The sequence below is a fragment of the Pseudomonas sp. efr-133-TYG-5 genome (genome assembly GCF_030209175.1).
Taxonomy (GTDB): Bacteria; Pseudomonadota; Gammaproteobacteria; order Pseudomonadales; family Pseudomonadaceae; genus Aquipseudomonas.
The window spans coordinates 404,027-416,175 of record NZ_JARVSM010000007.1; the positions used below are offsets into that span (position 1 = coordinate 404,027).

9 protein-coding genes are annotated in these 12,149 nt (G+C 61.5%); 2 read left to right on the forward strand and 7 right to left on the reverse strand.

The annotated features are described in order from the left end of the window. Positions 1-3: 3 nt before the first annotated feature. Together QRN70_RS23925 and QRN70_RS23930 are read right to left on the reverse strand one after the other, a co-directional pair. Positions 4-963 carry an AAA family ATPase gene (locus QRN70_RS23925; protein WP_030142594.1) on the reverse strand — a complete coding sequence of 320 codons (960 nt, stop codon included), beginning with the start codon at positions 961-963 and terminating at the stop codon, positions 4-6. A gap of 289 nt (positions 964-1,252) precedes the next feature. Further along, the gene (locus QRN70_RS23930) at positions 1,253-1,606 is read right to left on the reverse strand and encodes a hypothetical protein (RefSeq protein WP_285420351.1); all 354 of its coding nucleotides are present in this window, start codon (positions 1,604-1,606) and stop codon (positions 1,253-1,255) included. A 516-nt stretch (positions 1,607-2,122) separates the two neighbouring features. On the opposite strand from QRN70_RS23930, the gene QRN70_RS23935 reads away from it, so the two are divergent. After that, positions 2,123-7,018 (forward strand): NAD-glutamate dehydrogenase, encoded by a 4,896-nt coding sequence (locus tag QRN70_RS23935; RefSeq protein ID WP_285420352.1) that lies wholly within the window; start codon positions 2,123-2,125, stop codon positions 7,016-7,018. A 189-nt stretch (positions 7,019-7,207) separates the two neighbouring features. On the opposite strand, the gene QRN70_RS23940 is transcribed toward QRN70_RS23935, so the two are convergent. The 5 genes from QRN70_RS23940 to pdxR all read right to left on the reverse strand — a co-directional run bounded on the left by QRN70_RS23940 (position 7,208) and on the right by pdxR (position 11,381). Further along, positions 7,208-7,921: an ATPase gene (locus QRN70_RS23940; protein WP_285420353.1), complete on the reverse strand. Its 714-nt coding sequence runs from the start codon at positions 7,919-7,921 to the stop codon at positions 7,208-7,210. Positions 7,922-8,167: 246 nt separating this feature from the next. After that, on the reverse strand, positions 8,168-8,776 hold the full coding sequence (locus QRN70_RS23945) for a hypothetical protein (protein ID WP_285420354.1): 609 nt from the start codon (positions 8,774-8,776) through the stop codon (positions 8,168-8,170). A gap of 156 nt (positions 8,777-8,932) precedes the next feature. Beyond that, a complete protein-coding gene (locus QRN70_RS23950) occupies positions 8,933-9,334 on the reverse strand; it encodes a cupin domain-containing protein (protein WP_285420355.1) in 402 nt (133 codons plus the stop codon). A 196-nt stretch (positions 9,335-9,530) separates the two neighbouring features. Continuing rightward, positions 9,531-9,824: an antibiotic biosynthesis monooxygenase family protein gene (locus QRN70_RS23955; protein ID WP_285420356.1), complete on the reverse strand. Its 294-nt coding sequence runs from the start codon at positions 9,822-9,824 to the stop codon at positions 9,531-9,533. Positions 9,825-9,947: 123 nt separating this feature from the next. Further along, complete coding sequence (pdxR, locus tag QRN70_RS23960) at positions 9,948-11,381, reverse strand: MocR-like pyridoxine biosynthesis transcription factor PdxR (protein ID WP_285420357.1); 1,434 nt, start codon at positions 11,379-11,381, stop codon at positions 9,948-9,950. A 198-nt stretch (positions 11,382-11,579) separates the two neighbouring features. Here pdxR and QRN70_RS23965 point away from each other — a divergent pair, with 198 nt between their 5' ends. Further along, complete coding sequence (locus QRN70_RS23965) at positions 11,580-12,020, forward strand: carboxymuconolactone decarboxylase family protein (RefSeq protein ID WP_285420358.1); 441 nt, start codon at positions 11,580-11,582, stop codon at positions 12,018-12,020. The last annotated feature ends 129 nt before the right edge of the window (positions 12,021-12,149 follow it).

The following is a 12,149-nucleotide window of genomic DNA, read 5'->3' on the forward strand; positions in this document are numbered from 1 at the left end:
GGGTCAAGCGACGGCGACGACGTCGAGAATTCGTTGCACCACCCGGTCCTGGTCGATGCCGGCGGCTTCGGCTTCGAACGACAGAATGATGCGATGGCGCAGCACGTCGAACAGCACCGCCTGGATGTCTTCGGGGCTGACAAAGTCGCGGCCGGCCAGCCAGGCGTGGGCACGGGCGCAGCGGTCAAGGGCAATCGAGCCACGCGGGCTGGCGCCGTAGGCGATCCATTCGGCCATTTCCGGGTCGAACTTGGCCGGATTGCGCGTGGCCATGATCAGTTGCACCAGGTATTCCTCCACGGCATCCGCCATGTACAGGCCGAGGATTTCCTTGCGCGCGGCGAAGATCGCCTGCTGGCTGACGCGGCGCTCGGGTTTGGTTTCACCGTTCAGCGCTTCGCCCCGGGCCTGCTGCAGGATGCGCCGCTCGACGGCGGCGTCGGGGAAGCCGATCTTCACATGCATGAGGAAGCGGTCGAGCTGGGCTTCGGGCAACGGATACGTGCCTTCCTGCTCGATCGGGTTCTGCGTGGCCATCACCAGGAACAGCGGCGACAGTTCATACGTGCTGCGGCCGACACTGACCTGGCGCTCGGCCATGGCCTCGAGCAGCGCCGATTGCACCTTGGCCGGGGCACGGTTGATTTCGTCCGCCAGCACCAGGTTGTGGAAGATCGGCCCTTGCTGGAACACGAAACTGCCGGTTTCCGGGCGGTAGATCTCGGTGCCGGTGATGTCGGCCGGCAGCAGGTCGGGGGTGAACTGGATGCGATGGAACTGGGCTTCGATGCCCTCGGCGAGTTCTTTGATCGCTTTGGTCTTGGCCAGACCCGGAGCGCCCTCGACCAGCATGTGGCCATCGGCGAGCAGGGCGATGAGCAAGCGCTCGATGAGTTTTTCCTGGCCGAGAATCTGCGTTGAAAGAAAGGTTCGCAGCGCCAGCAGCGCTTCACGATGTTCCATCGATGACTGTTCCTGGAAAGGGTGGCCCCAGGCGTTCGGATAACGCCGGGGCTGGGGGCGTTACTTTAATCCATCGCGGGGGGTGGCGACTAACGGCATTTTGCGCAAAGTGCGGGAAATGACTGGGGGATTTGTTGGATTTTTGTAGCGGGGAGGGTTGCGGTGGCAGTTTCGGCCCCATCGCTGGCAAGCCAGGTCCCACAGGTATCAGCGGTGCGAATGCGCTTTGTGCAACGCATCGGTCTCTGTGGGAGCTGGCTTGCCAGCGATGAGGCCAGTCCAGCCAGCATCAGATCTGGCTGATATAGGTGCCAGTCCCATCCAGGATGTTCTTCAGGGTTTCTTCGACTTCCGCCAGGTCGACCATGTCCGGGTTGAAGGTGATCTCCAGGACATCGTCGCCGTTGAGCGCATCGGCGTCGGCCGCCGCAATCTCGATCTTCAACAGCGTCTTGCCCAAGGTGACTTTCACCCCGTCGAGGGTCGACGGCTCGCCATCGAGGGTGATTTCCAGCTCGTCTTCGTCCGGGTAGCGGCTCATCAGAAACATTTCGCCCTGATTGCTGTGGCAGCAGAGCATGGCCATGTTGTCTTCTTCGTCGTCGCACGGGTTGACGATGAGTAGGGCGGTGGTCATTTGCATGGGGAATTCCTGCCTCGGCGGGCTCGGTGGTCGCGATAAGGCGCGATTCTGCCAGTCCTCGGGAATTTCTGCTCGGGTGAGTGTCAGAGGATGTGTCGTGAACGATGGACCTGCGTCTGGTCATTTTCGGCACTAGAGTGCCGTGAATTCGGGCTTTTGGGCGGCTAAACCGCTCAACGACTGCTAGTGTTGTGCGATGCGTTCAACGCCGTTTACGTGCCAATGACCGAATATGTCGCAGCACCGCAAGCAGACACATTGTCGCAGCCATTAAGCTGCGCAACGGATGGGCACCCGTAAAGGCATTGTCGCCGGCCCGAAAGCCGCGCCCGGCAGTCGTTTTTGCAGATGCCCATTCATGGAAGGTGAATGTGACCTGAGTGTCTCGTCCAGCTTCACCCACCTGTCACCCTGTTTCCTCTGCCCGAGAATCAGGAACAGGGCGACGGAACGCCCCGAAAGGGGTTTTGCACGCGACGCTTTCCATCAATAACAAGCCCAAGCGGAGTACCACAGATGGCGTTCTTCACCGCAGCCAGCAAAGCCGACTTCCAGCACCAACTGCAAGCGGCACTGGCGCAGCACATCAGTGAACAGGCACTGCCACAAGTGGCGCTGTTCGCTGAACAATTCTTCGGCATCATTTCCCTGGACGAGCTGACCCAACGTCGCCTCTCCGACCTCGCTGGCTGTACTCTTTCTGCGTGGCGCCTGCTTGAGCGCTTCGATCACGCGCAACCGCAAGTGCGCGTCTACAACCCCGATTACGAACGTCACGGCTGGCAGTCGACCCACACCGCGGTCGAAGTGCTGCACCACGACCTGCCATTTCTGGTCGACTCGGTGCGTACCGAGCTGAACCGTCGTGGCTACAGCATCCACACCCTGCAGACCACCGTGCTCAGCGTGCGTCGCGGCAGCAAGGGCGAGCTGCTGGAAATCCTGCCAAAAGGCAGCACCGGCGAAGGTGTCCTGCATGAATCGCTGATGTACCTGGAAATCGACCGCTGCGCCAACGCGGCCGAACTGAATGTGCTGAGCAAGGAGCTGGAACAGGTTCTCGGTGAAGTCCGCGTCGCGGTCGCCGATTTCGAGCCGATGAAAGCCAAGGTGCAGGACATCCTCACCAAGCTCGACAACAGCGCCTTCGCCGTCGAAGCCGACGAGAAGAACGAGATCAAGAGTTTTCTCGAATGGCTGGTGGGCAACCACTTCACCTTCCTCGGTTATGAAGAGTTCACCGTGGTCGATCAGGCCGATGGCGGCCATATCGAATATGACCCGAACTCCTTCCTCGGCCTGACCAAGCTGCTGCGCACCGGTCTGACCAACGAAGACCGCCACATCGAAGACTACGCCGTGAACTACCTGCGCGAACCGACCCTGCTGTCGTTCGCCAAGGCCGCGCACCCGAGCCGCGTGCACCGTCCGGCCTACCCGGACTACGTGTCGATCCGTGAAATCGACGCCGACGGCAAAGTCATCAAGGAACACCGTTTCATGGGCCTGTACACCTCGTCGGTGTACGGCGAAAGCGTGCGCGTGATTCCGTTCATCCGCCGCAAGGTCGAGGAAATCGAGCGTCGTTCCGGCTTCCAGTCCAAGGCTCACCTGGGCAAGGAACTGGCGCAGGTCCTCGAAGTACTGCCGCGTGACGACCTGTTCCAGACGCCGGTCGACGAGCTGTTCAGCACCGTGATGTCGATCGTGCAGATCCAGGAACGCAACAAGATCCGCGTGTTCCTGCGCAAAGACCCGTACGGCCGTTTCTGCTACTGCCTGGCCTACGTGCCGCGTGACATCTACTCCACCGAAGTGCGGCAGAAAATCCAGCAGGTGCTGATGGAGCGCCTGAAAGCGACCGACTGCGAATTCTGGACGTTCTTCTCCGAATCCGTACTGGCGCGCGTGCAGTTGATCCTGCGTGTCGATCCGAAGAACCGCATCGACATCGATCCGCTGCTGCTGGAAAAAGAAGTGGTGCAGGCCTGCCGCAGCTGGCAGGACGACTACGCCGCCCTGACCGTCGAAAGCTTCGGCGAAGCCCACGGCACCAACGTGCTGGCGGACTTCCCGAAAGGCTTCCCGGCCGGCTACCGCGAGCGTTTCGCCGCGCATTCGGCCGTGGTCGACATGCAGCACCTGATGAGCCTGAACGAAAAGAACCCGCTGGTGATGAGCTTCTATCAGCCACTGGGTCAGGTGTCCGGCCAGCGCGAACTGCACTGCAAGCTGTATCACGCCGACACGCCGCTGGCGCTGTCCGACGTGCTGCCGATCCTGGAAAACCTCGGTCTGCGCGTACTCGGTGAGTTCCCGTACCGCCTGCGCCACACCAACGGCCGCGAGTTCTGGATCCACGACTTCGCCTTCACCGCTGCCGAAGGCCTGGAACTGGACATCCAGCAACTCAACGACACCCTGCAGGACGCGTTCGTGCACATCGTCCGTGGCGATGCCGAGAACGACGCGTTCAACCGCCTGGTACTGACCGCCGGCCTGCCATGGCGCGACGTTGCGCTGCTGCGTGCCTACGCCCGCTACCTGAAGCAGATCCGCCTGGGCTTCGACCTCGGCTACATCGCCAGCACCCTGAACAACCACACCGACATCGCTCGTGAACTGACCCGGTTGTTCAAGACCCGCTTCTACCTGGCGCGCAAGCTCACCGACGACGACCTGGAAGACAAGCAGCAGCGTCTGGAGCAGGCCATTCTGACCGCTCTGGACGACGTCCAGGTGCTCAACGAAGACCGCATCCTGCGGCGTTACCTGGACCTGATCAAGGCAACCCTGCGCACCAACTTCTACCAGACCGACGCCAACGGCCAGAACAAGTCGTACTTCAGCTTCAAGTTCAACCCGCACGCGATTCCAGAGCTGCCCAAGCCGGTACCGAAGTTCGAAATCTTCGTCTACTCGCCACGCGTCGAAGGCGTGCACCTGCGCTTCGGCAACGTTGCGCGCGGTGGTCTGCGCTGGTCCGACCGTGAAGAAGACTTCCGTACCGAAGTGCTCGGCCTGGTGAAAGCCCAGCAAGTGAAGAACTCGGTCATCGTGCCGGTGGGTGCGAAGGGCGGCTTCCTGCCGCGGCGCCTGCCACTGGGCGGCAGCCGTGACGAGATCGCGGCCGAGGGTATCGCCTGCTACCGCATCTTCATTTCCGGTCTGCTGGACATCACCGACAACCTCAAGGACGGCGCTCTGGTGCCGCCGGCCAACGTCGTGCGCCATGACGACGATGACCCGTACCTGGTGGTTGCCGCGGATAAGGGCACTGCGACCTTCTCCGACATCGCCAACGGCATCGCCATCGACTACGGCTTCTGGCTGGGCGACGCGTTCGCCTCCGGTGGTTCCGCCGGTTACGACCACAAGAAAATGGGCATCACCGCCAAGGGCGCGTGGGTCGGCGTACAGCGCCACTTCCGCGAGCGCGGCATCAACGTCCAGGAAGACAGCATCACCGTGGTCGGCGTCGGCGACATGGCTGGCGACGTGTTCGGTAACGGTCTGTTGATGTCCGACAAGCTGCAACTGGTCGCGGCCTTCAACCACATGCACATCTTCATCGACCCGAACCCGAACCCGGCGACCAGCTTCGCCGAGCGTCAGCGCATGTTCGACCTGCCGCGTTCGGCGTGGACCGACTACGACACCAGCATCATGTCCGAAGGCGGCGGCATCTTCTCGCGCAGCGCGAAGAGCATCGCCATCTCGCCGCAGATGAAAGAGCGTTTCGACATCCAGGCCGACAAGCTGACCCCGACCGAACTGCTCAACGCATTGCTCAAGGCACCGGTGGATCTGCTGTGGAACGGCGGTATCGGTACTTACGTCAAGGCCAGCACTGAAAGCCACGCCGACGTCGGCGACAAGGCCAACGACGCCCTGCGCGTCAACGGCAACGAGCTGCGCTGCAAGGTGGTGGGCGAGGGCGGTAACCTCGGCATGACCCAGCTGGGTCGTGTGGAATTCGGCCTCAATGGCGGCGGTTCCAACACCGACTTCATCGACAACGCCGGTGGCGTGGACTGCTCCGACCACGAAGTGAACATCAAGATCCTGCTGAACGAAGTGGTTCAGGCCGGCGACATGACCGACAAGCAACGCAACCAGTTGCTGGCGAGCATGACCGACGAAGTCGGTGGTCTGGTGCTGGGCAACAACTACAAGCAGACTCAGGCCCTGTCCCTGGCAGCCCGCCGTGCCTACGCACGGATTGCCGAGTACAAGCGTCTGATGAGCGATCTGGAAGGCCGCGGTAAGCTGGATCGCGCCATCGAGTTCCTGCCGTCCGAAGAGCAACTGGCCGAACGCATCGCCGAAGGCCATGGCCTGACCCGTCCAGAGCTGTCGGTGCTGATCTCGTACAGCAAGATCGACCTCAAGGAACAGCTGCTGAACTCGCTGGTGCCGGACGACGACTACCTGACCCGCGACATGGAAACGGCGTTCCCGCCGACCCTGGTCAGCAAGTTCTCCGAAGCCATGCGCCGTCACCGTCTGAAGCGCGAGATCGTCAGCACCCAGATCGCCAACGACCTGGTCAACCACATGGGCATCACCTTCGTGCAGCGACTCAAAGAGTCGACCGGCATGAGCCCGGCGAACGTGGCCGGCGCCTATGTGATCGTGCGTGACATCTTCCACCTCCCGCACTGGTTCCGTCAGATCGAAGCCCTGGACTACCAGGTTTCCGCCGACGTGCAACTGGAGCTGATGGACGAGCTGATGCGCCTGGGCCGCCGTGCTACGCGCTGGTTCCTGCGTGCCCGTCGCAACGAGCAGAACGCTGCCCGTGACGTCGCGCACTTCGGTCCGCACCTGAAGGAACTGGGCCTGAAGCTCGACGAACTGCTCAGCGGCGAAATCCGCGAGACCTGGCAGGCGCGTTATCAGGCGTACGTCGAAGCCGGTGTACCGGAGTTGCTGGCGCGCATGGTGGCGGGTACCTCGCACCTGTACACCCTGCTGCCGATCATCGAAGCGTCCGACGTCACCGGGCAGAACCCGGCGGACGTGGCCAAGGCGTACTTCGCCGTCGGCAGTGCGCTGGACATCACCTGGTACCTGCAACAGATCAGTGCGCTGCCGGTGGAAAACAACTGGCAGGCCCTGGCCCGTGAAGCGTTCCGTGATGACGTCGACTGGCAGCAGCGTGCAATCACCATCTCCGTCCTGCAACAGGGCGACGGCACCCTCGACGTGGAAGCACGTCTGGCGCTGTGGATGGCGCAGCACGAAGGCATGATCGAACGCTGGCGCGCGATGCTGGTGGAAATCCGTGCCGCCAGCGGCACCGACTACGCCATGTACGCGGTGGCCAACCGTGAACTGCTCGACCTGGCGTTGAGCGGGCAAGCGGTCGTGCCTGCGGCGGCTGCGAATGCCGAGCTTGAATTGGCATAAGTAGTGGTTGAATGAGAAAGCCCCGCCCTCGAAAGAGGCGGGGCTTTTTTATGTCTGTTGGAGTTGTGTTGTCTGAGCTGGCCCTATCGCTGGCAAGCCAGCTCCCACAGGTTTCTCGGGTGTTCACAGAGTTTGTGTTCACCGCAGCTACCAGTGGGAGCTGGCTTGCCAGCGATGAGGGCCTTACTTTCAATACAATTTATGTGCTTGTTTGTTATCGAGCATCGACACTTTATCTGCCGGCCTGGTCAGCAAATTACTGAGTGACCGGTCAAACTTCTGCAGCGCCCGAACCTGAACTTCCTGCTGCTGATTAATATCCGCAACGATCTCCTCTGAACGTTTGAAGTCAGCCCACACCGGCGTCAACTCTTTCGCCTCGGCGCCCTTGGCCGTGCCGATGTAGTTGAACTTTCCGTCATAAAAATCCGCACTCACGTCAGCCTTGATGTCCGAACTGCGCGAAGTAATCAACTGGCTGTGAGTGTCAACGATCGCCACCACATCCGGGTGCGCCGCACGCAGACTCTGCATATCCGGGTACACCGTGACCGAGCCGAACTGGCGTTGCAGCGAGGCTTTCACCCAATCCACTGCCATGTCCGGTTTTGACGTGGCGACATAGGCGTCATGGATCGGCTGCACCAGCAAACTCTGGCCGAACCCGGTGCCGGCATTGGCTTGGTAGTGGCGCAGGTATTCGCGGTTGATCTGCGTGCTGGGGCTGTAGACGATGCCGAGCGACACCCCTGGGCCGCTGGCGACCTGCGCCGCGTGGCTGCGCCCCACCGGTTCGCTGAACAGTTTATCGAGTGAAGACACGGCGTGCGGAGCGGTGGGCACGGAACACGCGGACACCGCCAATAGTGAAATAACCACGGTACTGGCAAACGCAAGTTTCATGGTGTTACTCCCGTAATACACAGTCAGTCATCAAGTTGGAAGTTGCCGTCGAAGTCGACAGTTGATTCATGTTAAACCCGATGTTGCTGGATGAATTAAGCCGTTCAGCCAGCGTTCAGCGCAGCCATAGTTTTGTTTGCTGTAACTGTCGGTGGTTAATCGCCAGAAGAAATTAAAAGGGCTCAAATCAACAATTCGAGCCCTTTGCTTATGGCTGAATAAAGTTCTGCTGGTTTTGGTTAATGCTCAGTCGTCGTCTTCGTCGCTGCGCCGCGGTTCGATCCACACGACGTAGGGCTCGCGGGTGTTCGGTGCCGCAACGTTGCGCTGCAGGATGGCCAGGTCGAACTTCACCGCATCGCCGTGCTTGTCGGCATAGCTGTAGACAGGCGGGTTATCGCGCAACTGACGCTTCACCGTCGCGGCGCCGCGCACTTGCAGATAGAGGCTGGGTTGGTCGCCGGCCAGGTGGTCGAGGGTGACGACCTGGTTGTTGGCATTGACCAGATTGAATGCGGTGGCGGCACTGGGTACGGCGGCCAACGCGCCTTCGTCGTCCTGGCCGATGTACTGGCCCTGACCGATTTCGCTGAGGATCTGCAGGGTGTAGTGCTCGCCGTGATTCTGGAAGTAGACGAACATCTCTGTGGATTGGGTCCGGGTCTGCGGGCGCGCCTTGCGCACGGCGACCATCTTGCCGAGGCTGGAGTAACGGTGCTTGCTGGTTAGGCGCTTGTGCCGATTGGCGAGGGTGTTGGTGAACCAGCTGCGGTCGAGCCAGTGTTCGAACAGGGTCAGGCTGGCGTCATCGCATTTGATGGCGGCAATAAAGGATTGCTGTTGGGTACGGCTCATTTGAATCATCCATTGATTGAAGTGGGTTCGCTTCCTGCGAGCGCCGATACTAATGCACCTCGAACGGACTGGCTGTGGTTAACGATTGCTCGATATGTCCGGTGTGATGCGGACAATAAAAAAGGCTCGAGTTCGAGCCTTTTTTCTCGCTGGCAATTACTTTTCCAGCGGGATCAGCACTTGCTCGTCCGGGGCCAGCACCATGAACACCAGCAACTTGGCGGGTTTGCTCTGGCTGGCGTTTTTCGACACCAGATGTTCCGAACCGGCCGGTTCGTACCAGAACTGGCCCTTCTTGTAGGTGATCGGCTGTTCGCCCTTGACCTGGGAAATCACGTCGCCTTCGAGGACGTAAGCCATGGCCGTGCCGTCGTGTTTGTGGGCGATCGAGGACTGGCCGGGCTTGTAGTCGACTTCGATCATCATGGCTTTTTTGCCGGGGGCGTTTTTCAGCATCTGGTCTTGCAGGACCGTGACTTTCTCCGATGGACCATGGGCCAGTGCGGCGGCAGACATGGACAAGGCCAGAGCGGCGGTGAAGAGGTGCAGGGCTTTCATGGCGGATCACCTGTTTGGGGAGGGGGTGGTGACCACAGTAGTCTGCGCGGTGGGGCAAGCAAACGGCCAATATTCGGGAAGTCGGGGTGACCAATCAGAGGAGTGCGGTGCGGCTGGATACGCCTTCGCGAGCAGGCTCGCTGCCACAGTGAATGCGCTCAACTGTGGCAGCGAGCGGGCTCGCGAAGGCGGCGGATCAGACGATGGGAAAGCTGTTGAAATCCACGCTGTTGGCCAGGCGACTGTCGATCAGGTCGATAAAGCCCTGCGCCTCGGGCCGGTTGAAATGCGCCTGCATCGCCGCTTCCGACTGCCAGCGCGCACTGACCGTCCAGCGGTGGCTGTCCTGCGGGCAGCGGTCGACCATGTAGGAATCGCAGCCCGGCATCTGGCGCAGGGTCTCGACGATTTTCTGCAGCTGCTTGCCCAGCTCCTCCGATCGGCCGGCGGCAGACCGCACCTGTACGGTGTTGATCACTTCGTTGGACATTACTCACACTCCTGAATCAGGCCGGACGAATCCTGCTCACTGAGGGATAACGCTTGTGCAGGATAGGCCTGCCCCCGCGGATCACCAATAACCAATCGGCGGCTAATCGCTTAGGCCAATCCGTCAGGCGACTTGCTGGAGGATGTCGCGCAGGCGATCCAGGGCAATGTCGATATCCAGGGTTTCAATGGCGCCGAAGCCGAAATACAGGCCGTTTTTCGCCGGTTGCTGGTAATAGAAGCCGTTGATCGCGTACAGCCCGACCTCGACCTTCTTCGCCAGCTCGATGACCAGCGGCAGGTCGATCGGCACCTTGCACCACACCGTCATGTGGAACCCGGCGCTGGGCGGCACCGCTTCCAGCCACGGCGCCAGGTCCGTGGCCATGCGCGCCAGGATGCGTTCGCGACGCTGGGCGTAGATGGCATGGCAGCGGCGGATGTGCTTGAGCAGGCAGCCTTCGGCGATGAACTTGGCCAGCGCCCATTGCGGCAGGGTGGAGGCGTGCAGATCGGTGAGCTGCTTGGCGCGGATCACCGCTTCGAGGATCGCCGGCGGCAGGATCGCGTAGCCCAGGCGCAGCTCCGGCAGCAGGGTCTTGGAGAAGGTGCCGACGTAGGCGACGATGCCGCGCGTATCGAGGTTGTGCAGGGAGTCGGTCGGTCGTCCCTCGTAGCGGAATTCACTGTCGTAGTCGTCCTCGATAATGATCGCGCCGAGGGCCTGCGCTCGCTCCAGCAACGCCACCCGTCGCGCCTGACTCATGGGCATGCCCAACGGGAACTGGTGCGACGGCGTCACGTAGATCAGGCGGGTGCCGTCAGGAATGTGCTCGACCTGGATCCCCTCGGCATCCACCGGCACGCCGACCACCGTTGCGCCGTGGGTGCCGAACAGCAGACGTGCCGGCGGATAGCCGGGGTCTTCCATGGCCACCAGGCTGCCGGGGCTGACCAGCACGCGGGTGATCAGATCCAGCGCCTGCTGCGCGCCGTTGCACACGACGATGTCTTCGTCCTGGCAATTCACGCCACGAGAAAAGGCAATGTGCCGGGCAATCGCGTTGCGCAGCGCCGGCAAGCCTTCGGGCAGGCTGTAGAAGCCCTTGGAGGAGGCCATCTGCCGCAGCGCATGGGAGACGCAGCGGCGCCAGTCATCCTGGGGAAACTGGCCCTTGCCGGTGGCGCCACCAATGAAGTCGTAACGGAGCGAACCCGCGAGCGTCGGGTGGCGCAGGAACACCGGCAGATTGCACCAGCGCTCGATGACGTCGGCACCGGCCAGCTCGCAATGGCTGTGTTTGCGCTGCACCTGTGCCGGACGCGCATTGACGTAGGTGCCTTTGCCGATCACCCCGGTGAGGAAATTCTCGTAGGTCAGCTGGGCGTACGTGTCAGAGATGGTCTTGCGCGAAATGCCCAGTTGTTCGGCTAGCAGGCGACTGGGCGGCAGCTGCGTGCCGGCGGCCAGGCGCCCGGATTCGATGGCGTCACGCAGTTGCTGGTACAACTGGCCGGCCAGATCCTTGCGGCCGTTGATCACGACATGAAGTTCCATACCGACGAGGCGCTCCGGGGACAATTGAAGTGCCCGCCAGATTACTCCCGAATGCACGCGGGGCAGAAGTTGCGCGGAGCAAAAAGCGCAAATTGGTCAAGGAGCAGTGGTGTACTGGTTTTCCGTGCAATTGGGGCTGTAACCCTGGCGCACCCGCGCTTACCGTGCAATGACTCTTCTGCTGCCCGAGATCCGCCCATGTCCCCGCGTCTGGATTACTACAGCGCTTCACCCAAAGCCATGAAAGCGATGATTGCCCTGGAAGCGCTGACCAGCAACCTGAGCATCGAGCCGCCGTTGCTGCATCTGATCAAGATCCGCGCTTCGCAGCTCAACGGCTGCGCGTTCTGCACCGACATGCACTCGGTGGACGCGCGGCGGGCAGGGGAGACGGATCGGCGGCTGTACGCCATCGCGGTCTGGCGCGACAGCGGCTTCTTCAACCTGCGCGAGCGTGCGGCGCTGGCGTGGACCGAGGCGGTGACGCTGCTGGCCGATAGCCGGGTGCCTGACGATGTTTACCAGCAGGCGCGGGAGCAGTTCAACGAGACGGAACTGGTGGACCTGACCATGGCCGTCAGCACCATCAATAGCTGGAATCGCCTGGCGGTGAGCTTCCGCCAGATCCCCAGCGACTGATTGTTGATCGTTGTCACGCAGGCGCGTTGATCGTTCCTGAAAAAGCCAGTCCGCTGGCTGTGGTCTTGATCGTGCCCACGCTCCGCGTGGGAATGCCTCTGGGGACGCTCCGCGTCCAGTGACGCGGAG

Excerpts from the sequence above, each read along its gene's own strand:
- QRN70_RS23925 (WP_030142594.1), bottom strand. The coding sequence starts at position 963 with ATGGAACATCGTGAAGCGCTGCTGGCGCTGCGAACCTTTCTTTCAACG.
- QRN70_RS23930 (WP_285420351.1), bottom strand. The coding sequence starts at position 1,606 with ATGCAAATGACCACCGCCCTACTCATCGTCAACCCGTGCGACGACGAA.
- QRN70_RS23935 (WP_285420352.1), top strand. The coding sequence starts at position 2,123 with ATGGCGTTCTTCACCGCAGCCAGCAAAGCCGACTTCCAGCACCAACTG.
- QRN70_RS23940 (WP_285420353.1), bottom strand. The coding sequence starts at position 7,921 with ATGAAACTTGCGTTTGCCAGTACCGTGGTTATTTCACTATTGGCGGTG.
- QRN70_RS23945 (WP_285420354.1), bottom strand. The coding sequence starts at position 8,776 with ATGAGCCGTACCCAACAGCAATCCTTTATTGCCGCCATCAAATGCGAT.
- QRN70_RS23950 (WP_285420355.1), bottom strand. The coding sequence starts at position 9,334 with ATGAAAGCCCTGCACCTCTTCACCGCCGCTCTGGCCTTGTCCATGTCT.
- QRN70_RS23955 (WP_285420356.1), bottom strand. The coding sequence starts at position 9,824 with ATGTCCAACGAAGTGATCAACACCGTACAGGTGCGGTCTGCCGCCGGC.
- pdxR (WP_285420357.1), bottom strand. The coding sequence starts at position 11,381 with ATGGAACTTCATGTCGTGATCAACGGCCGCAAGGATCTGGCCGGCCAG.
- QRN70_RS23965 (WP_285420358.1), top strand. The coding sequence starts at position 11,580 with ATGTCCCCGCGTCTGGATTACTACAGCGCTTCACCCAAAGCCATGAAA.